This is a genomic window from Tissierella pigra (assembly GCF_018917845.1).
GTDB classification, from domain to species: Bacteria; Bacillota; Clostridia; order Tissierellales; family Tissierellaceae; genus Tissierella; species Tissierella pigra.
Genome location: NZ_JAHLPJ010000001.1, coordinates 845,886 through 871,174 on the forward strand (window position 1 = coordinate 845,886; position 25,289 = coordinate 871,174).

Consider the following 25,289-nt stretch of genomic DNA (forward strand, 5'->3'; position numbering starts at 1 on the left):
AGATATAATGAAACAATTAAAGTTGAAAAATGGACAAAATCTAACTATTAGGACAGCAAAAAAAGAAGATGCCTTAAATCTAATAAGATATGTAAATAAAATAGGTGGAGAATCAGATTTTCTTACATTTGGGGACAATGAATTTAACATAACCATTGAAAAGGAAGAAGCTATACTTGAAAGTCATATAGGTGTAGAAAATAAAATATATCTTATAGCTGAGATTGAAAATGAAATAGCTGGAAGCTTAAATTATAGTGGACGGGCTAGACAAAGAACTAAACATACAGGAGAATTTGGCATTAGTGTTGCTAAAAGATACTGGGGGCTAGGAATAGGAAAAGAGTTAATTAAATATATGATAGACTGGGCAGAAAAAGGGAATGTAGTAAGGAAAATCAATTTAAGAGTAAGGGAGGATAATGAAACAGCTATAAATCTATATACAAAACTAGGCTTTAAAAAAGAAGGAATTATATCTAGAGAATTTTATATTGATGGTAAGTATTATAGTTCCATATTTATGGGATTAGAAATTAATTAGACATGAGAGATTAGAGTGAGTTAGCGGTTTTTTATATAATTTTTGAATTGTAAAATGGGGGAGATTATCATGGGTAAGAGAATAGATATTGGAGTTAAGGCATTAATCTTCAAGGAAGGAAAATTCTTAGTGATGCACAATAAAGGAGTAGAAGAAAACCTGTGGGAACTACCAGGTGGACGAATGGAATTTGGTGAAACAGCAGAAGAAACTTTAAAGCGTGAAATGATTGAAGAGACAGGGCTAGTTGTTAAACCAATAAAATTATTAGATACATGGAATTTAATTAGAGAGGATTATCAAATAACAGGGATTATATACTTATGTGAATTTGAAGAAGGCGAAGTAAGATTATCAGATGAACATGATGGATTTCAATGGATAGACACAGACGAAAAGTCATTGCAAATGATGTACGAAGTATTTAGAGTAAAAATGATGAAATGGAATTGGGATGACATCAAAAGTAGTTGCAATAAAATATAAGGAATATATATGTATATAGGCTTTAGAGAGATAAACCAGGATAACTGGATTTGAAGATACTGATAGAATTATTGATGATGAAATTGTATATAGCTTATCTGTTAGGTAGTAGTAGACGAATAAAGAATAGAAAGAATTTATAATAAAGGGGGTTAATTTATGTTACATAAACTGTCTGATAAAATCTTTTATATGGAACATAAAGATGAAACTGATAGACCTATATTAGGGGTAATATCAGGTAAAAAATATAGTATGATTATTGATTCTGGAAATTCTCCAAATCATGCAAAGGAATTTTTGAAAGAACTGGAACAAGTTGATATAGCACCTATTAAGTATTTAGTTTTAACTCATCATCATTGGGATCATGTGTTAGGAATAAAAGAGATGAATTTAATAACTATTGCACATGAGAATACAAAAGAAGAAATTGATAAAATGAGAGATTTAAAGTGGGACGATGAGTCCTTGGAAGAGCATATTGAAAATGGAATATTATCTAAGTTTTCTGTTGAATGTATAAAAAAAGAAATTGAGGATAGAGAAGACATTGAAATAGGGGAAATTGATATTACCTATAAGGACAGTTTAGAGCTTGATTTAGGTGGAGTGAATTGTATTATTAAAGCAATAGGAGGGCCTCATACAGATGACTCTACTATGATATATATTCCAGAAGAGAAAACCATGTTTTTAGGAGACTCCATATATGGTAGAAGATATGATAGTTTATATGGATATGATAAAGACAAATTATTTAATATGATAGACCTTATAGAGGGATATAATGGTGTAGAGTATTATATAGCATCTCATGAGTCCCTATGTGATAGAAAAGAAATCACTGATTTTTGGAATGATTTAAGAGTGGCTAGTGAAATAGTGGGAAATAACAAATCTAATGAAGATGGAATAAAGAAATTCATTGATAAATTTAACAGAGAACCTTCTGAAAATGAAATTTTCTTTATTAATTGTTTTGCTGATATGAATAAAGTTAAAAGATAGAATAAAATATTATTTAAGCAAAATAGGTGGGTGATAGTAAATGAAATTGGTTATAGTATTTGGACCACAGGCAGTTGGTAAAATGACTGTTGGACAGGAGTTAGCAGAAATAACTGGACTAAAGCTTTTTCATAATCATATGACCATTGAACTGGTATCTAATTTTTTTAGTTATGGTTCAAAGGAGGGAAAAAGATTAGTTAGTTTATTCCGTCAAGAAATATTTGAAGAGGTAGCAAAAAGTGACTTAAAAGGATTAATATTCACTTATGTATGGGCCTTTAATATGCAGGAAGATTGGGATTATGTAGATAGTGTTTGTAATATATTTAAGTCAAAAGGCGGAGAGATTTATTTTGTAGAGCTTGAAGCAGAATTAGAGGAAAGATTGGAACGTAACAAGAGTCCTCTTAGATTAGAGCATAAACCTACTAAGAGAAATCTGGAGTTTTCAGAAAATGAGTTAATAAGTTCTATGAAGAAATATAGATTAAATTCAATAGATGGTGAGATTAAAAATGAAAACTATATTAGAATAAATAATACAGCATTAGAGCCATTGGAAGTAGCAGAAATGATTAAAGAAAGATTTAAGCTATAATAAATATTAGAATTTGAGTGAAAGAAATGGAGAGATAATCAATGTTTAAACATATAATTGATAATGATATAGAATTAAGATTAGTTGATGTGCAATATGCTGAGGAAATATTCAAATCAATAGATTCTAGTAGAAAACATTTAAGGAAGTATTTACCATGGGTTGATACTACAAAATCTGCAATTGATACAAGAGCATTTATAGATAACAGCAAAAGGCAATATGCTGAAAATAAGGGATTTGATGCTGGAATTTGGTACAAAGGAGAATTCGCGGGAGTTATAGGTTTTCATAATATAAATCCAAGTATAAAAGGAATAAGTATTGGTTATTGGTTAAACGAAAGATTTGTAGGTAAAGGAATAATGACAAAGGCATGTAGAGTATTTGTTGATTATGCCTTCAATACTTTGGAATTAAATAGAGTAGAAATTAGATGTGCAGAAGATAATTTTAAAAGTGGAGCTATTCCAGAGAGATTAGGATTTACTAAAGAAGGTATAATTCGAGATGGAGAGTTGCTGTGCGATGGTTATGTAAATTCTTTGGTTTATGGAATACTTAAACGAGAATGGAAATGATATAGAAACTATGAAGGGAAATGATAATATTGGAAATATCCAATAATCAGGATACTCATCAACCTGAATTTATCAATATAGATAGGAATTTACGCTTAAGAAAATTTGATGGTAAATTTAATTTTGCTCTAGATTGGTATAGGGATAAGGAAACAGTAGAACTAGTTGATGGGAAAGATGCTGAATTATATACTATTGATAAACTTAAAAGAATGTATGATTATTTAAATAATAAGGGAGAACTATACTTTATTGAAATTAAGGAAGAAAACAAATATATTCCAATAGGAGATGTAACATTTTGGAAAGAGGATATGCCCATAGTAATAGGACATAAAGATTATCGTGGCAAGGGAATAGGATATAAAGTCATTAGAGCATTAATACAGCGAGCAGAACTACTTATGTTTGATAAGATATATGTCAATGAAATATATTCCTATAATATAAGCTCACAGAAGACTTTTGAAAAGGCAGGATTTAAAAAATATAAAGAAACTGAAGATGGATATTCTTATGTTTTGAGATTAAGGACATAGAATACTTAGGAGTAAAATAGATGGCAATTGCCATCTATTTTGTTATTTGTTGAATAATGTAAAAAGAAACTGTTAATAATTGTTTATAACATAATGGAAAGGCGTTGTTATGAATGCTGTTTAGTTATATTATGAAGAAGATTGTATTGTGGCAACATTATAATAAAGAAGAACACCACGATGCAGATTATTTAGAAAAAGATATATCCATGAGTTTAGCTGAAAATATAGAGTTTTTTAGACTAATCTTAGGTGATAGCAATGATATAAAAATACATGAGTTTATATTTGGCAGCAACTGTGAATTCAGCGGAGTGCTTATATATATTGATGGACTTGTAGATAATCTAGAGATTACAGAGAGCATATTAAAACCTATTATATTAAATAAGAATTTTGAAGAAAATGCAATAGAGAACTTTACCATGATGAATTTGAAGAAATCTATTATTTGTTTAGGGGATATTACAGAAAGTAGTATATATTCAAATTTATTTGAAGGATGTCTTTCTGGAAATACTATATTATTAGTAGATGGACTTTCTACAGGACTAGTTATTAGTACAAAAGGCTGGGAGAAAAGAAGTGTAACAGAACCACAGACAGAGTCTGTAGTCAGAGGTCCAAGAGAAGGATTTACGGAAGACTTTAGAACAAATACCTCTCTTATAAGAAGGAGAATTAAGAGTCCTAAACTTAAAATGGAAAATATGATAATTGGAAGAAAAACATATACTAATATATGTATTGCATATATAGAAGGAGTAGCAAAACCAGAAGTGTTGCAAACTTTAAGAAACAGGTTAAGAGCAATAGATGTAGACTCTATAATGGACTCCGGTTATATAGAACAATATATTGAAGATTATCCCTTTTCTATATTTCCTACAATAGGATATAGTGAAAAACCTGATGTTATTGCCGCAAAAATACTTGAGGGACGTATTGCAGTTGTAGTAGATGGAAGTCCTTTTGTATTAACGGTTCCCATGTTATTTGTGGAAAGTTTTCAAAGTGCAGAGGACTATTATGTAAGGCCAATATACGCCTCTCTTATTAGACTAATGAGATTTTTTGCATATTTTATTGCAATATATGCAGTTCCAGGTTTTATTGCATTAACAACTTTTCATCAAGAATTGATTCCAACGACTCTTTTGTTTACAGTAGCAAAAGCCAGAGAGGCAACTCCATTCCCTGCTATAATAGAGGCACTAATAATGGTTATATCATTTGAAATATTAAGAGAAGCAGGACTCCGACTACCACGTCCTGTAGGTCAAGCAATTAGTATAGTAGGTGCTTTAATCATGGGAGATGCAGCAGTTTCTGCTGGAATAGTAGGAGCACCTATGGTAATAACAGTTGCAATAGGTGCTGTATCTGAATTTATAATACCAGATCAAGGAGATTCTATTTCTATACTTAGGATAATTATGATGTTTCTAGCGTCTGCATTAGGTGGATTTGGATTATCTGTAGGATTTTTAGGTGTGCTTATACATTTAGCCATATTAGAGCCTTTTGGTATACCATATTTTGCCTCTGTAAAGTTTTCAAGGGATCAGCAAGACAGCTTTGTCAGATTACCCCTATGGGTTATGGAAGATAGACCAAAAGGATTATCTTATATAGATGAAAAAAGGAAAAAGACTTTTATTCCTCCAAATGGAAAAAAATAATAATATAGAAAAATAGAGGTAAATATATGGTAATTAAAAAGCTGATATTATTTAAAATTATTGTAATTATACCAATTACTTTTATTTTAACAGGATGTTGGGATAATAAGGAGTTGGATACTATTTCAATAGTAACTGGTGTTGGTATAGATGCAACAGAGGATGAGGATAAAATTGAATTTATATTACAAATAGAGAGGGTAAGTCAACATAACACTTCCCCTTTGGAAGGGGCAAATACTAATGATAGTTCAATCATTTTAGAGACAGAAGCAAAGGGAATATTATCTGCCATAGAAAAACTTCAGAAACAAGTTACTAGGGATTTGTTTATGCATCATAATCAGGCAGTTATATTTGGAAAAGAACAAGCTGAAAAAGGAATTAAACCTTATATAGATGCCTTTCTTAGACAGCAGGATATGCGTATGGAAACATTAGTTTTTGTTGCAGAAGGTAAAGCTAAGGATATTCTTCATAATAGTATGGAGCAGGATAGTGCGTTTTCTTCAGGAATTACTAGGATGGTTGATGCCACTAATAGATATAGTGAGTCTTACTCAGTAAGAGTACTGGATCTAGTTTCTATGATAATAGAAGAAACTACAGCACCTACAATCCCAATTGTAAGATTAGAGGAGCACGAAAAAGAGTTAAGATTACTTTTATCAGGACTGGCTATTTTTAATGATGGAGGACTTATTGGACAGTTAAATGAAATTGAAACTAGGGGATATACTTGGATTATGGATAAATTTAAAACCACTTTTATAGAGATTGATATAGAAGAGGGGTTTTCAAATTTAAATATAAGTAATATTAAATATAATCTAGAACCAGAAATTAATAATGAAAATAAGCTGATAATATCATTGGAAATTATTGGAGATATTGTAATTTCTGAGATACAGGGATTTGATAATATGACAGTTAAAGCAGTAACAGATACATTATTAGAAGAAGGCAAAAAAGTTATAAATAGAGAAATACAAACCTGCTTCAACAAGAGTAAAGAATTGAATGCAGATTTTTTAAGATTTGGTGAAGAGTTCCATAAGAAGTTTCCTAAACAATGGGAGGAAATAAAAAATAATTGGAACGATATGTATCAAGAAGTTGAATTATCTACTAAAATAGAATTAAATTTAATTGATACTGGTAAAATTGTAAATTCTTTAAATATGAAAGAGGAAAATTAAATGAAAATAGATAAAGGAAAAATTTCAGGGATTCAATTTATGTTTACAGTGGCTTGCTTTTTACAATCTTCATCTCTATTGACATCTTTTTTCACATCCATTACAAAACAAGATTCCTGGATAGTTACAATATTAGGTTTTATAGTTTCAATACCTTCTCTGTTAATATACACATATATTATGAAAATATTTCCAGATAAAAATTTAGTAGAAGTAAACGATATAGTTTTTGGTCCTATTATAGGAAAATTATTTTCAATAGTGTATCTATGGTTTTTTATGACACTATCATCCTTAAATATAAAAGATTTAGGAGATTTTGTACATAAGACAACTATGCAAAAAACTCCTGCCATAATTATTTTAGGAATATTCATGTTGTTATGTGCTTGGGCTGTAAGAAATGGAATAGAGGTTGTAACTAGATACAGCATGTTTTTCACATTAATTGCAATATTCATAGTTATTTCCACAAGTTTTCTAACTATGAATCAAATGAAAATAGATAATTTTTTACCTATGCTTAATCAACCGAGAATGATATATATTCAAGGAGCTCATATTATATCAACTATTCCCTTTGGTGAGGTTATGGTATTTTTAATGATTCATCCAAATTTAGAAATTGAACCTAAGCAAAGAAGAAAATATTATACTTACGGTTTTATAATAGGGGGATTGACTCTATTAACTATAGTTATTAGGGATACAGCAGTACTTGGGAATACAATAAAGATATTCGCTTTGCCTCCCTTTGAAACTCTTAGGCTCATAAGTATATATTCTGGATTAAGCAGGATAGAAGTCCTGTTTGCAGTTAGTTTGATTATGCTTATGTTTTTTAAAATTTGTATACTATACTATGTTACAGTTATGAGTATTGCATATATTTTCAATTTAAAATCCTTTAAATCCTTAGTTATAAGTGTAGGAATAATTATTATTATGTATTCCTTTAGTATATATCCTTCAATAATAGTACACATGAATTCAGCAAGCAAAACAGCACCTTTTCAATGGTTTATGTTTGAAACCATATTACCATTTATTACAATCATAGTTGCAAAAATTAGAAAGTTGCCTAAACTAAAAAAAGGGATGATTTAATGGTATATGTATTAATAGTATTTACAATAGTAGGATTAATGGATTTGGGAGATTTAATAAAAGCAAATAAAAATAAAGAACTTAAAGTAACTATATTTCTAATGATAGTAGCCTTTATTTTATCAACTTTGTATGTATTAGACTACAGACTACCAAGTATTATGCTTGCCTTAGATAAATTTGTCAGAGACGTATTAGGATTAGGATATGAGTAAATAACTATAAGATTTGATTATCAAATTTTATAGTTATTTGTTTTTTATGGTTTTTATTAAATTTTCTAACAATTATTGTTTAAATATTGTATAATTTATATAACAGTTGCTTCAGCTTATTAAGGAGGGGGTTTTTAATGAAGATACAATTACTTTCAGAGGCATTAGCTTTAGCCTATGTACATAATCCATGCAGGATTCAAGCTACTGCTTTGTGGAAAACACTTGAACAGATTAATAATTTTTATAGCGATTATACTATGGAAAAAGCTGAGCTTAAAAGTTTAAAACTTTGGAATGATAATATGTTATATACATTCTGGAATAAAGATAGGAATCATATAAATATAGATGAGGAAGATTTACAACTATTTAATATGATTATAGTCCATGAGTCTCAAATTAATGAGAGTATAAAAAAACAATTTAGGAGCAAAAAATCATATTTTAAACTAATACATAATAATAAAGATATTGTAGATATTCAGATACCAGAAGATTACTATATTAGAGATGTTGATATTAATACAGAAGTATCTATGGTTTCAGATTTAATATGTAATTGCTATGATGATATAAAACCAAATATCAATGAAGTAACTAAATGGATAAATCATGCTGTATTTCGTAAAGATTTATGGATATGGATAATAGAGAAAAAAACAGAAAAACCTGTTGCCCTTGGAATAGCCGAATTGGATATGAATATAAAGGAAGGCGCTTTGGAATGGATTCAAGTACTTCCATCTTATCATGGTAAGAAATTGGGCAAGGTATTGGTTACAGAGTTATTAAAAAGATTAGAACCTTATGCTAATTTCACTATAGTTTCAGGGGAAGTAGATAATACAACGAATCCAGAAAGATTATATAGAAGCTGTGGATTTACTGGAAATGATATTTGGCATGTTTTGAGGAAGTAATATATAAACTTATACTATTAGAGGGGGATATTATGAGTAATCTAGCAATAAAAGTAAGTAACTTTACAAAAACCTATGGAGATTTTATAGCTGTAGATGGAATAAGCTTTGAAGTAAATAAAGGGGAGATTTTTGGGATACTAGGACCTAATGGAGCAGGGAAAACAAGTACCCTAGAATGTCTTGAAGGTTTACGAATTCCTGATGGCGGAACAATTGATATTATGGGAATAGATCCGTCAAAGAATTCTAAGGAATTAAAGAATTTAATAGGGGTACAGCTTCAATCATCGGGATTACCATCAACAATAACTGTAAAAGAAGCAATGCAGTTATTTTCAGCCTATCATAATGTGCAGCCGAGATATGATTTGATAAAGAGAATGGACCTTTGGGATAAATTGAATATTCAGTATAGCCAGTTGTCTGGAGGTCAGCAGAAAAGACTATTAATAGCCTTGGCAGTATGTCACAATCCACAGATACTTATCTTAGATGAGCCTACAGCTGCATTGGACGTAGAATCTAGGGTGGAACTGCATACTTTGATGAAAGAATTAAAGAGCCAAGGAACTACTATAGTTCTAGCAACCCATGATATGGCGGAGGCTGAGAAAATGGCTGATAGAATCGCAATCTTATTGAAGGGTAAAATCATGATTATAGATACACCTAAGAAGATAGTAGCTTCTGGCTCATCGAAGACTAAGATTTCAGTCAGAACAGTGGGAACTTCCTTAGTGGACCTTACAGATATAGTTGTTGATGAATATTATGTTTTTTATTCTGATAAACCTGGTACTAAGGTAATGGAATTAATGAATGTAATAGAAGAAAAAGGAGATAGTTTAATCGATCTTAGAGTAGAAAGACCATCTCTAGAGGAAAGATTTTTAGAGATAACTTCAATAGGAGGGATACAATGAAAGCCTTTTCAATACACTTTCTATTTAATTTAAAATCGGGTTTAAGGGACAAGGAGCTACTACTTATGAATTATATATTTCCCCTTGGATTTTATTTTGTAATCGGAGCTATTATGCCAAAACTAAATCCACAGTATATTAGTATTTTAATACCATCAATGATGATATTCAACATATTGGTCAGTACAGTTTTAGGGATGCCAAATATTTTGGTAACATCAAGAAACAGTGGTATTTTTAGATCTTATAAAATCAATGGAGTATCTAAATTATCAATGCTTGCTATACCAACTGTTTCTACTATATTACATACAATAATAGTAACTGCTATAATACTAATAACAGCTCCAATCTTATATAATGCTGAATTACCAGTGAATATTTTAGGCTTGATTATAGTTTTTATAGCTTCTGCCATAACATTTTCTGGTTTAGCTCTTTTAATTGGTATTATAGCCGATAGTACATCTTTAACTGTAATTTTGGCACAGGCCTTATTTTTACCCTGTATGCTAATAGGGGGATTGATGTTTCCATCTAGTTTTTTACCAGAATCTGTAGGAAGATTTAGTAAGCTTCTTCCTACAACTTATGCAATGGATGCCTATGAAGCATTGGTAACAAAAGGGAGTTTTTCCTTTAGCCCTATAATTTCTTTAGGATTACTTATGGCTTCTGGTATAATAAGCTATTATTTATCTTGGTATTTATTTAAGTTGGATAACAACAATACATCAAAATCTAAAGGAAAGATATGGGCTGTAGGTGCAATACTTCCATTTATCTTAGGTGCAATATTTTTATAAGGATAGGAAGGCGAAATCATAATCAAAGATAACTACTGAAAAAAGGCTTAGAATATAAAAAATATGGAGGTATCCTATGATAATTTGGATTAACGGAGCATTTGGAAGTGGAAAAACAAATACAGCATATGAATTAAATAGAAGAATAGAGAATTCATATGTATACGATCCAGAGGAAGCAGGATACTTTATTCGAGATAATATACCTAATAAATTAAAGTTAAGCGATTTTCAAGATTTTACCATTTGGAGGGATTTTAATTATCAAATGCTTGAATATATGAGTATACATTATGATGGGATAATTATAGTTCCTATGACAATAACAAGTGAACTATACTATACTGAAATACTTGAAAGATTGAGGAGAAAAGATATAGACATTAAACATTTTACTTTAGTAGCTAATAAGGAGACTTTAATAAAAAGACTGAGAAAAAGAGGTGATAGCAGTAATTCATGGGCTGCTAAGCAGATTAATAGATGTATAGAAGATTTATCTAATCCTATTTTTAAAGAGTATATTGATACAAATAAAATGACAATTTATGAGGTGGTTGATTATATAGGTGAATCATGTGATATTGATTTATTACCTGATGAGAGAAATCTAGTTAAGAAAAGGCTAGATAAAACTAAAATATGGCTTAGACATATTAGAATATTGAAGTGATATTATAGATTTACTTATGAAGATTATCTGTTGAATAAGTGGAGGATAAGGCTTATGAAAGCATATATTGGAATTAAATACTATGAAGACTATAGAAACAAGGAAATTATTAATAAGATTTCATCAGCCCTTGAAAGAAATGGGTATGGAACTAGTTGTATTGTCAGAGATATACAAAATCATCAAGTTAAATATAATCCACAGGAATTAATGAAATTGACATTTAAAGAAATTGATGAATGTGATCTAGTTGTTATTGATTTAAGTGAAAAGGGGGTAGGTCTAGGGATTGAAGCAGGATATGCCTTTGCACGGAATATACCAATTATCACCATAGCAGACATAAGGGCAGACATTTCTGAAACCCTAGAAGGTATCTCTAGAAAAGTAATTTTTTATAATAATATTGAAGATATAGATAGTTTACTTAGTAAGCTTTAGAATATGAATGTAGTATATATTTTAACTAAAGCTTATGGGAGGAGAAAATGTTGGAATACATGGGAAATAAAGAATATTGGGATGAAAGATTTAAGCAAAGAAATGATAAACCCTTAAGTCCAGAAGGTGTATTGATAGACAATATTAATTGTTTTAAAAAAGGTTCTGTTTTAGATATAGCATGTGGAGATGGTAGAAATGCCTTGTTTTTTCTTGAAAATGGGTTTAAAATTACAGGTGTTGATTTTAGCCTTAATGCCCTAGAACGTTTAAAAAGATTTGCAGAAAAATCAAATCATTCTATAGAAACACGGCAAATAGATTTAAGTAAACCCAGTGGATTAAAAGATATTGGTATATTTGATAATATTGTAATTAACCACTATAGATTGAGCGAGGAAAATCTTGTAGATATTGAAAGTCATATATCAGATGATGGAATTTTATTTATATCTGGTTTTGGGTATAAACACAAGGTAGATGAAAGAATAAGAAAACAAGACTTGATTCAACCGATGGATATTGAAATGCTAAAAAAATCATTTCAATTGATAAAATATATTGAAGATGACAGTAAAAGAGGTTTTTTAGTAACTTATATTTTAAAAAAGAAAAGCAGTGAGTTTAAAACAACATAGGAGGCAGAGAAATGAAAATATATATAACTAGACATGGTGAAACTCAGTGGAATAAAGAAGGAAGAATGCAGGGATGGAAGAATTCCAATTTAACTGAAAAGGGTATTGAAGATGCGAAAAAATTGGGAGAACGATTAAAGGATGTTCAATTTGATTATATATACTCTAGTCCTTTAGAAAGAGCAGTGGATACGGCAAAATATATCAAAGAAGATGAAGAAATAATCTTAATGGATTCCCTTAAAGAGATGGGATTTGGAAAATGGGAAGGTATGGAGCATACTACAATAGAAGAACTATATCCAATAGAACATTTTAATTTTTGGAACAAGCCCCATCTATATAATTCCATTGAAGGGGAAAGTTTTGATGAATTATTCAAAAGAGTAAAAGATGTGTTAACTAAGATAGTAGACAATAAAGAGGCAGAGAATATCTTAATAGTTTCTCATGCTGTGGTTATTAAAGTCATCTATGCTATCATAAAGGGATATGCCTTAGAAGAACTATGGAGTCGAGAACCCTTTTTACATGGTACTTCACTTACAGTAGTAGAGGTAACAGATGATAAAATCAATATGATACTAGAAGGCGATATATCTCATTTAGATTAGTAGAATAGGAGAACAGAAAAATGTTTTTTGTATTTGGAATTTCCACAAAGGAAAAAAATATCGATTTTGCACAGACCATAGTTTGTACAAGTTGTGGTTCTTATGGAAGATTAGAGGTATTTATGACGTATACATTCTTTAGTTTATTCTTTATTCCAATTATTAAATGGAATAAAAAATATTATGTAAGAAGTGTATGTTGTGGTAGTTTATATACTATAGACAATGATTTAGGCAAAGCAATAGAACGAGGACAAAAAAGTAAAATTGAAGAATCTGAATTAAAACCTCTGAATGTTAATTATAGCAAAGAAAGGTTTTGTTCTAATTGTGGATATATTATAAATAATGATTTTGAATATTGTCCTAAATGTGGGAAAAAACTTTAATAGATTGGGGATACAAAAATGTGTAACAATTTAGATAAACCCTTAGCTCATACTGAGGAAACTACTTGCCCTATTTGTGGGGAAAATAATAATTGCAAGCATAATGAGAAATGTTGGTGTTTTAGTGTTACAATTCCAAAGGAGCTTTTAGAAATGATTCCAGAGGAAAAAAGAGGAAAAGCGTGTATTTGTAAATCTTGCGTTGAAAAATATAGGAGTGAATGATTTGACTATAGATAAATTAAAAAAAATTATAGATAGCAGTGACAGTATAGTATTTTTTGGTGGGGCTGGTGTATCTACAGAAAGTAATATACCAGATTTTAGGTCTGCAACAGGATTATATACTACATCTAAAAATTCAAAATATCCTCCAGAATATATGTTAAGCCATACTTGTTATAAAAGGGATACTGAAGATTTTTATGAGTTTTATAAGACTAAAATGATTTATAATAATGCAAAGCCTAATATGGCTCATATTGCCTTAGTAGAATTAGAAAAGAGAGGAAAACTTAAAGCAATTATTACACAAAATATTGATGGACTTCATCAAATAGCAGGTTCACAAAATGTATTAGAACTTCATGGTTCAGTACATAGAAATTATTGTGAGAAATGTCATAAGTTTTTCCCCTTAGAATATATACTTTCTTCATTGTCAGTTCCATTATGCGATGAATGTGGTGGAATTGTAAGGCCAGATGTAGTTCTTTATGAGGAAGGATTAGATATGGATATATTAAATAAATCCATAGAATATATAATAAATGCAGATGTTTTAATTGTAGGTGGTACATCTCTAACTGTCTATCCAGCAGCAAGTCTAATTGAGTATTATAGAAAAAATAACCTGATTTTAATCAATAAATCAGAAACACAATATGATAATAAAGCAATGCTTACATTTAATAGTAATATTGGAGAAACATTAAACAAAATATTATAAAAGGTGGAATAAATGATAAAATACATATCAAAACTATCCTGAGCTAAGAGTAATTCAATATGTAAAACCATTTTTAGAATTTAGAATAGTAATTATTTGTGAGATATAGAAGATAATATATTTATGAAATTTATCATAATTAATAAATCAAATAAATACTAAGCAATTTCCTCATATATATCTAATATAATAATTATAAATATTATATTAGGAGTGATATAATGAAATATATGTATATAGTAGACTATAAAGATGGTTCTGCCATTAAAGATAAGGTAGACACTTGGATAACTGAAAATGAAGAAAATATATTGGAGATTGTAGATATTGAATATAATCAGGAGGGAAATGTATTTTTTGCCATAGTAACATATATAGAACGAGCAAAGGATTAATCTAGACAATAATTGGACTATATAGTAAAATTTGAAATAGACGTAAAATGTATGTAATAAGCTAGTGAGTTTTCATTAGCTTATTTTAAATAATAGGAGAGATAAAATGGATGATATAAAAATTTTACTTGATGAAATTATATTGAATAATGAAATTATATATGGGGTTATTAGTAATTTAAGAAAGAAAGGTGAAGATGGCTTTACTAAGGTAACCATGAAGCCTGTTCTTATAAAAGATGATGTGAAATTACAATTTACTTATGAATATAAGACTAAGGTAATACATAAAAATCTTGAGTTGAACGAATCCATAAAAGAAATAGGAAGGCTTTTAGATGAAGAATTTAAACAAGGAATAATATTTACAAAAAAAGCAGATTATCAAATACTAATAAGCAAAAAAGGTAAAGTAAATATATTGAAGAAAAAACCCACAAAAGAAGATTTAGATTTATCCCATAATAGAAAAAAATCTTATATAATTCAAGAAGGAGAACCTGTTGATTTTCTTGTAAGACTTGGGGTTATGACTGAAAAGGGAAAGGTAGTAGCCAAGAAGTATGATAAATTTAGACAGATAAATAGGTTTTTAGAAATGGTAGCTGATGTGATTCCAAAGATGAGTAGTGAAAATACCCTTAATATTATAGATTTTGGATGTGGAAAATCTTATTTAACATTTGCACTTTACTACTATTTAGTTAATATTTTAAATTTAGATATAAATATAATAGGGCTAGATTTAAAGGAAGATGTAATTCTTTTTTGCAATCAGGTTGCTAACGATTTAAATTATAATAAATTAAAGTTTATCCATGGTGATATTAGAGACTATGAGGGGATAGACAAGGTAGATATGGTAGTAACTCTGCATGCTTGTGATACTGCCACAGATGCAGCCTTAGTCAAGGCTATAAATTGGGGAGCAGAAACTGTACTTTCAGTTCCTTGCTGTCAACATGAATTTTATAATAAGATTGAGAATGAGATATTGGAACCTATGCTGAGTCATGGAATAATAAAAGAAAAACTATCATCCTTAGTGACAGACAGCCTTAGAGCCAATATACTAGAAATTTTAGGCTATAATGTTCAATTACTGGAGTTTATAGATATGGAACATACACCTAAAAATATTTTAATAAGGGCTACTAGAACCAATGATAAAAATAAGGAAGAAGCCATAGATAAATATAGAAAGTTTAAGGAATTTTGGAATTTAAAGGACTTATATATTGAGAAAGAATTAAAGGAAAACTTGGATAAATATATCTAAAATACTAAATAAATATAATAATTTGTCGATAATAGTAATATTGTTTTGAATTAAAAATAGAAAGAGGGGAAGCCATTGAAAAAAATTAGTACAAGAATTGTAGTGACTGTTTTAATGTGTTCCATAGCTATGTCTTTAGTAGTAGGAGTCACCAGTGTATTTAAAAGTGTCAGTGTAATTCAAGAAGAGGCAAGAAAGAATCTTGTTGGTACAGCACAAATATATGCTGAAGAATTTAATAAGGACTTAATTTTATATGAGGGAACTCTAAACAGTTTACACCAATTAGTTAGTGGGACTATAGATACAAATAGATTAAATGAAGAGGACTATTTAGCTAACTATAGTGACACTATTTTAAGACCTGTTGTCAGAGGAACATCTAGGACAACTAAGAAATGTGCTGGAATATACATAGCCATAGATCCAAAATACACAGGAAAAACAGAAGGGACTTGGATTGGGATAGATGATAATGGTACTTTGGTTCAAGGGCTACCAACAGATATAGCAGGTACGAGTCAAGATGATGCTGAAGCTGCATTCTATTATAACGCTATAAAAGCAGGAGAAGGAATATGGGGAGACCCTTATTTAAACCATGGAAATATTAATGTAATGACCTACTCAGCTCCTATTGTTGTAGATAATGAAACATTAGGAGTAATAGGGGTAGACTTACGTGTAAGAGATTTAATAAAAGGTATAGAAGCAATAGAATTATATGATACGGGATATGGATTTTTACTTAATAAAGATTATGACTATTTAGTTCATCCTACTTTAGATAGTAGCAGCAATTTTAAAACTATAGACGGTGGAATATATAGCAGTATAGCTGATGAGATTGGAAGCAATGATTTTGGAACCAAAGATATGCAATTTGGTGGAGAAAGTAAAATCATGGGTTTTGCTAAACTAAATGATGGAAAGATAATAGTCTTAACAGTTCCTAAAACTGAAATATTAAAGGAGATGTACAGTACAGTTTATGTTATTTTAGGGGTTGTATTGGTAGCATCTATACTAGCTGCTATTATATCCTTTGTTATGGGAAAAATGATTTCTAACCCAATAGTATTTATTACTGAAGTAATAGAGACTACATCAAAATTGGACTTAACAGATATTGAAGAGACCAAGAAGATAAAACTTTTATTTAATAGAAAAGATGAAGTAGGTTCTATTTTTAGAGCTACTGGGCTTTTAAGAGAAGAAATGAGAAGAATAATAAGTGCAATAGAAGAAACCACAACAAATATTGTTGAGAACACTAATAGTTTAACTTCTGCTACAGAAGATACTGCACAGTCTATAAGTGATGTGGCTAGAACTGTGGAGGAATTAGCAGAAGCCTCTATGGGACAAGCATCGGATGCAGAAACAGGCTCAGAGAAACTATATAAGTTAGCTAATGAAATAAAAGAGGCAGTAGTAGATGGAGAAACAGTAGTTGGAAGTTCTATAAAAGCTCAAGAGATGAACCAACATGGATTAAAATCAATGGATGAAATGATAGAAAAGTTTAATATAACCAATGAGTCTACTAATTCTGTAGTAAAGAATATTGATTCTTTACTAGAAAAGTCTAAATCAATAGGAAACATTTTAAATATTATAACTGGAATTTCAGAGCAGACAAACCTTTTGGCCCTAAATGCGGCTATAGAAGCAGCTCGTGCAGGAGAAGCTGGAAGGGGTTTCGCTGTAGTAGCTGAAGAAATCAGAAAGCTATCTGAACAAACAGGAAATGCTACTAGGGACATAGAAGGAATATTAAGTATTATTCAATCTGAAGTAGAAAATACAAAAGAGAATATGGACGAATCTGAAATTGCCTTAAATGAGGCTAATGTAACTTTATCGGAGGTTAAGAAGGCCTTTGAAGAAATCAATTCAGCCATAAGTATATCTATGGAGGCGATTACTCAGTTAGAACAAAGATTAGAGATTGTAGATAATGATAAGGAAGATGTAATATTGGCTATTCAGAGCATATCTTCAGTAACAGAAGAAACAGCAGCCTCAACGGAAGAATTATCTGCATCTATGGAAGAACAAGCTGCAACTATGGAAAATATATCAAATAACACAGACAATTTAGCTCACACAATAGAAAAATTAAATGAATTAGTTAATAGATTTAAGTTATAATAAAAACTGAATAGGATTTCCTATTCAGTTTTTTTATGGCAACTATTTATGGGTTTCAAGAAAATCTGCATTGTTAATATTTCAATATAAGCTTTTTTATATTAATAAAATTTGTGATATAATAAATTAGAAGGAGGGATTACAATGTATTTTTCTTTTATAGGATTAATAGTTCCAATATTTTTTATAGTTATATTTGGAATATTTATATTTACTGCTGTAAAGGGAATTGGACAATGGCATTCAAATAATCAGCAACCAGTTTTAACAGTGGCGGCTAAGGTGGTATCTAAAAGAACCAATGTAAGTAGGCACAATCATACGAATGACAATAATATTCACTCAACAGCAGATACTACTTATTATGCTACTTTTGAAGTAGAAAGTGGAGATAGAATGGAGTTTCATATCTCGGGGAAAGAATATGGAAAGTTAGCTGAAGGCGATATTGGAAAGCTTACATTTCAAGGAACAAGATACCAAAATTTTGAAAGGATAAAAACTAGTTATGAAGAGTAATTTATTTGTATCACATCAAAAGAGAAGAAGAAATGTTTTTATTAGAGAGGTAATAAGTTGGTTAACAACAATTATTTTAACAATTATAATAGCCTTGTTTATTTCTGGAAATATATTTTCATTAACTGGAATAAAGGGACAGTCAATGGAACCTACTTTTTATGAAGATGAAAGGGTAATTAACTATAAATTAGGATATAATTTTACAGCACCTAAAAGAAATCAAATTGTTATTATAAATAGATATGAAGGACAAGAAAGAGGAATAGTTAAAAATATCATTAATGAAGGTAAAGATATTATAACTAATATATTAAATAAGTTTACTAATAATATAGATGAAAAATATATAATTAAGAGAGTAATAGGAGTACCTGGAGATATTATTGATATTAAAGATGGAGATGTTTACCTAAATGGACATAAGTTAGAAGAAGATTATATAAAAGGAAATACCTTTGCAAGAGAAGATTTAGGCTATCCTTTGACTATTCCAGAGGATAAAGTATTTGTATTAGGAGATAATAGAGAACATAGTCTTGATAGCAGAGACTTAGGATTAATAGACTATAGTCAAGTAAAGGGCAAAGTAACCTTTAGAATTTGGCCATTAAAGAGCATTAGTAAGGTATCATAGATTTGAAAGGAAGTTTTACATGAGATTAACGAGAGAATTCTATGAAAGAAACACTATTTTAGTTGCTAGAGATTTACTTGGAAAGACTTTAGTATATAATGATAAAGGAAATATATATAAAGGAAGAATAGTGGAAACAGAGGCTTATATAAATGCTAAAGATGATGGTGCTCATTTTAATAAGGGCATTACTGACAGAACCAAAATAATAGATGAAGCTGGTGGACATATTTATATTTACACAATATATGGAATGTATCTTTTATTTAATATAGTTGCAGAAAAGAAAGGTATTCATGGGGCAGCATTAATTCGAGCTATAGAGCCAATAGAAGGTATAGATAAGATGTATGAAAACAGATATAAAAAGGAATTTAACAATCCTCCAAGAAAAGAAATAATCAATCTAACTAATGGACCAGCTAAGTTTGTAATGGCATATGGTATGACTAAAAGTGATTATGGCTTAGATTTAGTAACAAGTGAAAAGATTTGGGTAGAAGATTCACCAAGACTATCTTTAGATAAAATTGTCAGAAGTAAAAGAATAAATATAGATTATGCAACAATGGCAAAGGATTATTTACTAAGATTTTATATTAAAGATAATCCATTTGTATCAAAAAAATAATCATCAAAACATTAGAGCAAAATTATTTTGCTCTTTATTTTTTTATGGGAACTTTTATACATATAAATACATCTAATTAGTAGAGGGAAAGGAGGGATAGGTATAATTAAGCTGAGTAATAAAAAATTAGTAAAAAAAATAAAATCAAGAGATATGGAAAATCTAATGACTTGGGTTATGGAGAGACAAGATAAGTTTTATAAAATAGCTTGGTCTTATGTCTATAATCATCAAGATATTGAAGATATACTTCAAAATACTATGATAAAAGTCTATGAAAATATTAAAAGTTTAAGAGATACTAATCTCTTTGAAACTTGGTTTACTACTATTTTAATTAACGAATGCAGGCAGTGTTTAAGAAAGAGAAAAAGAGAAGTTCTCCAAGAATATATAGAAATACACGGTCATTATAGTGATGAATATAATTTTTTTCAGGAAATCCATTCTGTTGATGAAATATTTAGGGAGGTCATTATACTTAAATATATAATAGGATATAGCCAAGAAGAAATATCCAATATATTAGATATTCCAATGGGTACAGTAAAGTCTAGGATATATAGGGGGGTAAAGGCACTTAGAAATTTAGTAGAGGAGGAATAGTATGGATTGTAATTTCATAGGAGAAAAAATCATTGATTACATTGATGGAAATTTAAGTAAAGAAGATAAAGAAAAAGTAAAATGCCATTTAGAAAAATGTCCTCAGTGTAATAAAGAATACAACGAAATTAAACTAACCATAGAGAAATTATCAGAAAAGAGAAATATGATTAATACAAATAAGGAAATAAATTTAAAATTAAAGAAATCTGAAATTAAACCAATTAGAAGTATAAGAAGAACTATACTTATTGCGGTTATACTTACTTTTACTTTAGTAATGACTGCCATTGCAGCAGATAATTTTGATTTTCTTAAAAGTTGGAAAAAACAAAGTGAGGTAACAATTACTGCATGGGAAAAATTACTTGATGCTGGAGTTGGACAGAAGTTAGATATATCTGTAATAGACAATGACATTAAAGTTACTGCAGAAGGAGTAATAGCGGATGAATTAAATACTGTTATATTTATTAAAGTAGAAAATTTAAAAGACAATTTAAGATTATCACCACTTGTTTTTGCTAATCAAGATCATGATCCGATTAAAATAGGTGGAGATATTGAAAATATATATACTAAAAACAATACATTAACTCCAGAGCGTCAAGAATCGAGTTCAATGGTTGCTTTTTCAAGTTTATATACGGAAGATGAAAATTCCACTAGATTTATGATAAATACAGATACTTTAATTGGAGAAGAAGGCAATATAGATATTAATATTAGTAATTTATATACTATGTTTAATAAAGATGAGGAAAGTATCTTAGATATAGAAGGAGACTGGAATTTAAAGATTCCTGCAAAAAAAATAAAATCCAAATCATATTATCCTAATGAAAGTATTGAATTTCATGGAAATAAGGTTGTCATAGACAAGATTACAATAGCTCCTACGGCAACTAATATAAATTATAGGATAAAAAACTATAACGAAGAAAAGAAATACTATATAAATCAAGTAAGATTTTCTATAAAAAACAAACTAAAAAAATATAAATATTCTTCTTTATATTCGAAAAGTTCTCTTTCACAGAATAATGGATATTTAACAACAAATGCAGGACTAGAATCCTTATATCTTGAAGACCCTAAAAAGATAAGCTTGATAATTGATAGTTTTGAATATACCACAAAAAATAGGGAGGTTTATGATATAGATGTAGATAAATTGCCTCAAACCATAGAATATAATGGCAACGAATTAATCATTGAAGATATTATATACAATAAGGCCAATACTGAGGTTATATTAAGAGAAGATAGTAGAAGGAACAGAAAGTATAATGACTCGAGTTTGGAAATTACGGCAAAGGACAAGGCTAAGGATCTTGTTCGCATGTATACGGAAATATTAGATTTTGAATATAGAAATTCAAAAGGAAAAGTTCCTAAGGAATTAGATTATTATGTACGGAGTATATCCAAATTAAAAAGGTTAGTATTAAAAAATAGGGATGAAGAACCTAATAATGATAAAATAATTCCAGAAAAGTTAATTATACATGGTCAAGAATATACTATGTATCCCAATAAAAAAATAAAGATTAAGTTAAAGTAGTGGTATCCACTACTTTTTTTAATACTTATGATGCAATTGGGTAAGAATACCAATAATTACAATATCAATATATAATAGAGGTGTTTATATGGAGAAAACTTTTATAATGATTAAACCTGATGGAGTTCGTAGAGGGCTTATGGGTGAAATCATAGGAAGAATTGAGAGGAAAGGTTTTAAAATCACAAAGGCAAAGTTGTTTAAACCTAATGTAGAATTAGTAGAAAATCATTATATGGAGCATAGGGAAAAAGATTTCTTTAATGAGCTAGTAAATTTTATTGCTGAAGATTTAGTTATGGCAATGAAGGTAGAAGGGGAAGCAGTAATTGAAGTTATGAGGCTTATGATAGGTCATAGAGATTTTAAAGTAGCTTCTCCAGGAACCATTAGGGGAGACTTTGCTAATACTATTACACAAAACATTATACATGGTTCAGATTCTTTAGAGTCTGCTAAAAGAGAATTAAATCTATGGTTTGAGGAGTTTTAATTAAGTTTTGCTGAATAAAAAGTTATTTTCATCTTTCATAAAAAAGTTCACAATATATTAAATATAAACTATAATATATAGTGATATTAAATATAGACTATATATTATAGTGTCAAAAATAGTAATAACTGAATAATCATATAATAAGTGAATATAGAATTTTGATGGAGTTGAAGACGATGAAAATAATTGTTCAAAAATTTGGTGGAACTTCTGTAATTAATGAGGAACGAAGAGGATTAGCCATAGATAAAATTGAAGCTGCTATAGAAAAGCATTTGAATCCTGTTGTAGTAGTATCTGCCATTGGAAGGTCAGGAGACCCTTATGCAACTGACACCTTAATAAACTTAGCTAAATCAACAGGAATAGAACCTAATACAAGAGAACTTGATATTCTAATGTCCTGTGGTGAAATAATTTCGGCTGTAGTTTTATCTAATACCTTAAAAGCTAGGGGATATAAGTCCTCTGTATTTACTGGAGGGCAAGCAGGAATCATAACGGATAATAATTTCTCCGATGCTAGAATACTTAGGGTAAATCCTCAAAAAATACTAGAAGCCTTAGAAAATGGAGAAATACCTGTAATAACAGGATTTCAAGGAATTACAGAAAATGGAGATATTACAACTTTAGGAAGAGGAGGCAGTGATGTTACTGCATCTATAATGGGAGAAGCTTTAAGTGCCGAGTTAGTGGAGATATATACAGATGTAGACGGAGTAATGACAGCAGACCCTAAAATAGTACCAGATGCTAAAGTAATGGATACAATCTTTTATAATGAAGTATTTCAGATGACAGAATATGGTGCAAAAGTTCTCCATCATAAAGCGGTAGAAATAGCTATGCGTTCCAATATACCTATAGTTATTAGGAATACTACTTCTGATTACAATGGTACATTGATTACAAACTATCATAGAACTAGGTCGTATATAGATGAAAATACAAGAATAATTACATCTGTTGCAAATATAAATAATAGAATTCAAGTAAAAATAACTCCAAGAAAAGACGATTATGATAATCATGAATTAATATTTGACAGTATAGCAAATGTAGGAGTTAGTATAGATATGATAAATATATATCCAAATCAAATCTTTTTTATTATAGATGAAAAAGATAAGAAAAAGCTAGAAGATGTATTGGAGAAATTAAGATTTAAATATGAATTGCTGGAAAACTGTACAAAGGTAACTCTTATTGGAAATCGAATGCGTGGAGTACCTGGAGTAATGGCGAAGGCAGTTGCTGCATTAGCTAAAGAAAATATTGAGATATTACAAACCTCAGACTCACATACTACAATATCTTGCTTAATAGAATCAAAGTATACAAATAGAGCAGTAAACGGATTACATGGATATTTTGAGTTAGGTAAATAAAGTGTTTTACAGGAACGATTTTTTTATTGTTCCTGTAATTTTTTGTCATATTTATTTATAAGTATGGTATAATGGACTATAAAATAATGTTAGGGGGAGAGTATGAAAGTAAATTGGAATTCTAAATATACGACTATATCGGTATATTCATTTCTAGTGGTTTGCGCAAGTGTTATATTTTATTTAATTGCATCAGAAATAAGTTCATTTCAAATTAAGGTAGGAGAAAGTGTAGCAACTTTTATGCCTTTTATAATAGGTTTTATTATGGCATATTTATTTAATTTTATATTGAAGTTTTATGAGAATAATATGCTGAAATTAGATTTTTTTAATAAGAAAAGTCATAAGTTTAAAAGAGCCATAGGATTATTATTGACTTATGCAACTGTAGCATTACTTGTATTCTTATTTTTTAATTTTGTATTTCCACAACTACTATCAAGTATAATGGGGTTAGTTAATGATATTCCTTCTTATGTAAGTCAGGCAACTGATTTAGTTAATGATTTCAATGACAAATACGAAATACAAGAAGAATATTATAATTTACTATTGGAAAGATGGAATACATATAAAGATAGTATTATAAAATTCGCAACAAATCTTATACCAGTTTTGGGGAATTTTGTAAAGAATACTCTATCCTATGTATGGAATATAGTAATTGGTCTTATAGTATCTATATATTTATTGATAGATAAAGAAAGATTCTTTGGAATGATTAAAAAGATAAATAGAGCAACATTTTCTGAAGGTACTGCAAATAGACTGGCTGAGCTAACAAGTAGATCGAATTATATATTTGGACGATTTTTATCTGGAAAGATATTGGATTCATTTATTATAGGAGTATTGACCTTTGTGGTCATAACCATATTTAAAATGCCCTATACAATACTAATATCTTTTATAGTAGGAATAACTAATATAATTCCTTTCTTTGGTCCATTTATTGGTGCTATACCTTCTGCAATAATAATTCTATTTGTATCACCAATAAAGGCATTATGGTTTATAGTTATAATACTTATTATCCAACAAATCGATGGTAATATAATAGGGCCTAAAATTCTAGGAGATTCCCTTGGAATATCTGCATTTTGGATTTTATTCTCCTTATTAGTCAGTGGAAAGATTTTTGGATTTATAGGACTAGTCATAGGAGTTCCCCTATTTGTACTTATATATTCCATAGTTAAAGATATAGTAGAAAATAGGTTAAAGAAAAAGAATTTACCTTATGAAACTGATGATTATATGTAAAAAGTGGTGAGTAAAACTCACCACTTT

At 29.3% G+C, this 25,289-nt stretch carries 31 protein-coding genes; all 31 read left to right on the top strand.

Annotated features, from left to right (window positions below):
- The first annotated feature begins 7 nt into the window (after nt 1-7).
- The 31 genes from KQI41_RS04080 to KQI41_RS04230 all read left to right on the top strand — a co-directional run bounded on the left by KQI41_RS04080 (nt 8) and on the right by KQI41_RS04230 (nt 25,262).
- Nucleotides 8-544 (top strand): GNAT family N-acetyltransferase, encoded by a 537-nt coding sequence (locus KQI41_RS04080; protein ID WP_154439287.1) that lies wholly within the window; start codon nt 8-10, stop codon nt 542-544.
- A 69-nt stretch (nt 545-613) separates the two neighbouring features.
- Nucleotides 614-1,030, top strand: coding sequence for an NUDIX hydrolase (locus tag KQI41_RS04085; protein ID WP_154439286.1), 417 nt, complete (start codon nt 614-616; stop codon nt 1,028-1,030).
- A 159-nt stretch (nt 1,031-1,189) separates the two neighbouring features.
- Nucleotides 1,190-2,041 (top strand): MBL fold metallo-hydrolase, encoded by an 852-nt coding sequence (locus KQI41_RS04090; RefSeq protein WP_154439285.1) that lies wholly within the window; start codon nt 1,190-1,192, stop codon nt 2,039-2,041.
- 40 nt (nt 2,042-2,081) lie between these two features.
- Nucleotides 2,082-2,642: a DEAD/DEAH box helicase family protein gene (locus KQI41_RS04095; protein ID WP_154439284.1), complete on the top strand. Its 561-nt coding sequence runs from the start codon at nt 2,082-2,084 to the stop codon at nt 2,640-2,642.
- Between the two features lie 41 nt (nt 2,643-2,683).
- On the top strand, nt 2,684-3,223 hold the full coding sequence (locus KQI41_RS04100; protein ID WP_216584916.1) for a GNAT family N-acetyltransferase: 540 nt from the start codon (nt 2,684-2,686) through the stop codon (nt 3,221-3,223).
- A 20-nt stretch (nt 3,224-3,243) separates the two neighbouring features.
- On the top strand, nt 3,244-3,762 hold the full coding sequence (locus KQI41_RS04105) for a GNAT family N-acetyltransferase (protein ID WP_154439282.1): 519 nt from the start codon (nt 3,244-3,246) through the stop codon (nt 3,760-3,762).
- Between the two features lie 113 nt (nt 3,763-3,875).
- Complete coding sequence (locus tag KQI41_RS04110; protein WP_154439281.1) at nt 3,876-5,444, top strand: spore germination protein; 1,569 nt, start codon at nt 3,876-3,878, stop codon at nt 5,442-5,444.
- A gap of 26 nt (nt 5,445-5,470) precedes the next feature.
- Nucleotides 5,471-6,643, top strand: coding sequence for a Ger(x)C family spore germination protein (locus KQI41_RS04115; protein ID WP_154439280.1), 1,173 nt, complete (start codon nt 5,471-5,473; stop codon nt 6,641-6,643).
- Nucleotides 6,644-7,750: a GerAB/ArcD/ProY family transporter gene (locus tag KQI41_RS04120; RefSeq protein ID WP_154439279.1), complete on the top strand. Its 1,107-nt coding sequence runs from the start codon at nt 6,644-6,646 to the stop codon at nt 7,748-7,750.
- A complete protein-coding gene (locus KQI41_RS04125) occupies nt 7,750-7,965 on the top strand; it encodes a hypothetical protein (protein ID WP_154439278.1) in 216 nt (71 codons plus the stop codon). The genes KQI41_RS04120 and KQI41_RS04125 overlap by 1 nt, the downstream gene beginning before the upstream one ends.
- Nucleotides 7,966-8,102: 137 nt before the next feature.
- Nucleotides 8,103-8,888 carry a GNAT family N-acetyltransferase gene (locus KQI41_RS04130; protein ID WP_154439277.1) on the top strand — a complete coding sequence of 262 codons (786 nt, stop codon included), beginning with the start codon at nt 8,103-8,105 and terminating at the stop codon, nt 8,886-8,888.
- Between the two features lie 32 nt (nt 8,889-8,920).
- Nucleotides 8,921-9,814: an ABC transporter ATP-binding protein gene (locus tag KQI41_RS04135; protein ID WP_154439276.1), complete on the top strand. Its 894-nt coding sequence runs from the start codon at nt 8,921-8,923 to the stop codon at nt 9,812-9,814.
- Nucleotides 9,811-10,620 (top strand): ABC transporter permease, encoded by an 810-nt coding sequence (locus tag KQI41_RS04140; RefSeq protein WP_154439275.1) that lies wholly within the window; start codon nt 9,811-9,813, stop codon nt 10,618-10,620. The genes KQI41_RS04135 and KQI41_RS04140 overlap by 4 nt, the downstream gene beginning before the upstream one ends.
- A gap of 76 nt (nt 10,621-10,696) precedes the next feature.
- Nucleotides 10,697-11,293 carry a DEAD/DEAH box helicase family protein gene (locus KQI41_RS04145; RefSeq protein ID WP_154439274.1) on the top strand — a complete coding sequence of 199 codons (597 nt, stop codon included), beginning with the start codon at nt 10,697-10,699 and terminating at the stop codon, nt 11,291-11,293.
- 54 nt (nt 11,294-11,347) lie between these two features.
- A complete protein-coding gene (locus tag KQI41_RS04150) occupies nt 11,348-11,734 on the top strand; it encodes a TIR domain-containing protein (RefSeq protein ID WP_154439273.1) in 387 nt (128 codons plus the stop codon).
- Nucleotides 11,735-11,781: 47 nt separating this feature from the next.
- Nucleotides 11,782-12,372, top strand: coding sequence for a class I SAM-dependent methyltransferase (locus KQI41_RS04155; RefSeq protein ID WP_216584917.1), 591 nt, complete (start codon nt 11,782-11,784; stop codon nt 12,370-12,372).
- Between the two features lie 11 nt (nt 12,373-12,383).
- Complete coding sequence (locus KQI41_RS04160; RefSeq protein WP_154439272.1) at nt 12,384-12,986, top strand: histidine phosphatase family protein; 603 nt, start codon at nt 12,384-12,386, stop codon at nt 12,984-12,986.
- Nucleotides 12,987-13,006: 20 nt separating this feature from the next.
- Complete coding sequence (locus tag KQI41_RS04165; RefSeq protein ID WP_154439271.1) at nt 13,007-13,375, top strand: zinc ribbon domain-containing protein; 369 nt, start codon at nt 13,007-13,009, stop codon at nt 13,373-13,375.
- 18 nt (nt 13,376-13,393) lie between these two features.
- A complete protein-coding gene (locus KQI41_RS04170; RefSeq protein WP_154439270.1) occupies nt 13,394-13,600 on the top strand; it encodes a cysteine-rich CWC family protein in 207 nt (68 codons plus the stop codon).
- Complete coding sequence (locus tag KQI41_RS04175) at nt 13,593-14,324, top strand: NAD-dependent protein deacylase (protein WP_326828303.1); 732 nt, start codon at nt 13,593-13,595, stop codon at nt 14,322-14,324. Before KQI41_RS04170 ends, KQI41_RS04175 begins: the two co-directional genes overlap by 8 nt.
- Nucleotides 14,325-14,545: 221 nt before the next feature.
- Entirely contained in the window at nt 14,546-14,719 is a 174-nt protein-coding gene (locus tag KQI41_RS04180) for a hypothetical protein (RefSeq protein ID WP_154439268.1), read from the top strand.
- Between the two features lie 106 nt (nt 14,720-14,825).
- Nucleotides 14,826-15,998: a class I SAM-dependent methyltransferase gene (locus KQI41_RS04185; RefSeq protein WP_154439267.1), complete on the top strand. Its 1,173-nt coding sequence runs from the start codon at nt 14,826-14,828 to the stop codon at nt 15,996-15,998.
- Nucleotides 15,999-16,073: 75 nt separating this feature from the next.
- Complete coding sequence (locus KQI41_RS04190) at nt 16,074-18,152, top strand: methyl-accepting chemotaxis protein (protein ID WP_154439266.1); 2,079 nt, start codon at nt 16,074-16,076, stop codon at nt 18,150-18,152.
- A 144-nt stretch (nt 18,153-18,296) separates the two neighbouring features.
- Nucleotides 18,297-18,671 carry a DUF2500 domain-containing protein gene (locus tag KQI41_RS04195; RefSeq protein WP_154439265.1) on the top strand — a complete coding sequence of 125 codons (375 nt, stop codon included), beginning with the start codon at nt 18,297-18,299 and terminating at the stop codon, nt 18,669-18,671.
- On the top strand, nt 18,661-19,308 hold the full coding sequence (gene lepB / locus KQI41_RS04200; RefSeq protein ID WP_154439264.1) for a signal peptidase I: 648 nt from the start codon (nt 18,661-18,663) through the stop codon (nt 19,306-19,308). The genes KQI41_RS04195 and lepB overlap by 11 nt, the downstream gene beginning before the upstream one ends.
- 19 nt (nt 19,309-19,327) lie before the next feature.
- A complete protein-coding gene (locus KQI41_RS04205; protein WP_154439263.1) occupies nt 19,328-19,939 on the top strand; it encodes a DNA-3-methyladenine glycosylase in 612 nt (203 codons plus the stop codon).
- A 153-nt stretch (nt 19,940-20,092) separates the two neighbouring features.
- On the top strand, nt 20,093-20,545 hold the full coding sequence (locus KQI41_RS04210) for an RNA polymerase sigma factor (protein ID WP_154439262.1): 453 nt from the start codon (nt 20,093-20,095) through the stop codon (nt 20,543-20,545).
- A 1-nt stretch (nt 20,546) separates the two neighbouring features.
- Nucleotides 20,547-22,109 carry a DUF4179 domain-containing protein gene (locus KQI41_RS04215; protein WP_154439261.1) on the top strand — a complete coding sequence of 521 codons (1,563 nt, stop codon included), beginning with the start codon at nt 20,547-20,549 and terminating at the stop codon, nt 22,107-22,109.
- 88 nt (nt 22,110-22,197) lie between these two features.
- Nucleotides 22,198-22,602: a nucleoside-diphosphate kinase gene (gene ndk, locus KQI41_RS04220; protein ID WP_154439260.1), complete on the top strand. Its 405-nt coding sequence runs from the start codon at nt 22,198-22,200 to the stop codon at nt 22,600-22,602.
- A gap of 179 nt (nt 22,603-22,781) precedes the next feature.
- The gene (gene dapG / locus KQI41_RS04225; protein ID WP_154439259.1) at nt 22,782-23,996 is read left to right on the top strand and encodes an aspartate kinase; all 1,215 of its coding nucleotides are present in this window, start codon (nt 22,782-22,784) and stop codon (nt 23,994-23,996) included.
- Between the two features lie 102 nt (nt 23,997-24,098).
- Nucleotides 24,099-25,262, top strand: a complete 1,164-nt coding sequence (locus tag KQI41_RS04230; RefSeq protein WP_154439258.1) for an AI-2E family transporter — start codon at nt 24,099-24,101, stop codon at nt 25,260-25,262.
- Nucleotides 25,263-25,289 lie beyond the last annotated feature (27 nt).

Coding starts and splice junctions, on each gene's coding strand:
- KQI41_RS04080 (WP_154439287.1), top strand. CDS start 8: ATGAAACAATTAAAGTTGAAAAATGGACAAAATCTAACTATTAGGACA.
- KQI41_RS04085 (WP_154439286.1), top strand. CDS start 614: ATGGGTAAGAGAATAGATATTGGAGTTAAGGCATTAATCTTCAAGGAA.
- KQI41_RS04090 (WP_154439285.1), top strand. CDS start 1,190: ATGTTACATAAACTGTCTGATAAAATCTTTTATATGGAACATAAAGAT.
- KQI41_RS04095 (WP_154439284.1), top strand. CDS start 2,082: ATGAAATTGGTTATAGTATTTGGACCACAGGCAGTTGGTAAAATGACT.
- KQI41_RS04100 (WP_216584916.1), top strand. CDS start 2,684: ATGTTTAAACATATAATTGATAATGATATAGAATTAAGATTAGTTGAT.
- KQI41_RS04105 (WP_154439282.1), top strand. CDS start 3,244: ATGATAATATTGGAAATATCCAATAATCAGGATACTCATCAACCTGAA.
- KQI41_RS04110 (WP_154439281.1), top strand. CDS start 3,876: ATGCTGTTTAGTTATATTATGAAGAAGATTGTATTGTGGCAACATTAT.
- KQI41_RS04115 (WP_154439280.1), top strand. CDS start 5,471: ATGGTAATTAAAAAGCTGATATTATTTAAAATTATTGTAATTATACCA.
- KQI41_RS04120 (WP_154439279.1), top strand. CDS start 6,644: ATGAAAATAGATAAAGGAAAAATTTCAGGGATTCAATTTATGTTTACA.
- KQI41_RS04125 (WP_154439278.1), top strand. CDS start 7,750: ATGGTATATGTATTAATAGTATTTACAATAGTAGGATTAATGGATTTG.
- KQI41_RS04130 (WP_154439277.1), top strand. CDS start 8,103: ATGAAGATACAATTACTTTCAGAGGCATTAGCTTTAGCCTATGTACAT.
- KQI41_RS04135 (WP_154439276.1), top strand. CDS start 8,921: ATGAGTAATCTAGCAATAAAAGTAAGTAACTTTACAAAAACCTATGGA.
- KQI41_RS04140 (WP_154439275.1), top strand. CDS start 9,811: ATGAAAGCCTTTTCAATACACTTTCTATTTAATTTAAAATCGGGTTTA.
- KQI41_RS04145 (WP_154439274.1), top strand. CDS start 10,697: ATGATAATTTGGATTAACGGAGCATTTGGAAGTGGAAAAACAAATACA.
- KQI41_RS04150 (WP_154439273.1), top strand. CDS start 11,348: ATGAAAGCATATATTGGAATTAAATACTATGAAGACTATAGAAACAAG.
- KQI41_RS04155 (WP_216584917.1), top strand. CDS start 11,782: ATGTTGGAATACATGGGAAATAAAGAATATTGGGATGAAAGATTTAAG.
- KQI41_RS04160 (WP_154439272.1), top strand. CDS start 12,384: ATGAAAATATATATAACTAGACATGGTGAAACTCAGTGGAATAAAGAA.
- KQI41_RS04165 (WP_154439271.1), top strand. CDS start 13,007: ATGTTTTTTGTATTTGGAATTTCCACAAAGGAAAAAAATATCGATTTT.
- KQI41_RS04170 (WP_154439270.1), top strand. CDS start 13,394: ATGTGTAACAATTTAGATAAACCCTTAGCTCATACTGAGGAAACTACT.
- KQI41_RS04180 (WP_154439268.1), top strand. CDS start 14,546: ATGAAATATATGTATATAGTAGACTATAAAGATGGTTCTGCCATTAAA.
- KQI41_RS04185 (WP_154439267.1), top strand. CDS start 14,826: ATGGATGATATAAAAATTTTACTTGATGAAATTATATTGAATAATGAA.
- KQI41_RS04195 (WP_154439265.1), top strand. CDS start 18,297: ATGTATTTTTCTTTTATAGGATTAATAGTTCCAATATTTTTTATAGTT.
- lepB (WP_154439264.1), top strand. CDS start 18,661: ATGAAGAGTAATTTATTTGTATCACATCAAAAGAGAAGAAGAAATGTT.
- KQI41_RS04205 (WP_154439263.1), top strand. CDS start 19,328: ATGAGATTAACGAGAGAATTCTATGAAAGAAACACTATTTTAGTTGCT.
- KQI41_RS04210 (WP_154439262.1), top strand. CDS start 20,093: ATGGAAAATCTAATGACTTGGGTTATGGAGAGACAAGATAAGTTTTAT.
- KQI41_RS04215 (WP_154439261.1), top strand. CDS start 20,547: ATGGATTGTAATTTCATAGGAGAAAAAATCATTGATTACATTGATGGA.
- ndk (WP_154439260.1), top strand. CDS start 22,198: ATGGAGAAAACTTTTATAATGATTAAACCTGATGGAGTTCGTAGAGGG.
- dapG (WP_154439259.1), top strand. CDS start 22,782: ATGAAAATAATTGTTCAAAAATTTGGTGGAACTTCTGTAATTAATGAG.
- KQI41_RS04230 (WP_154439258.1), top strand. CDS start 24,099: ATGAAAGTAAATTGGAATTCTAAATATACGACTATATCGGTATATTCA.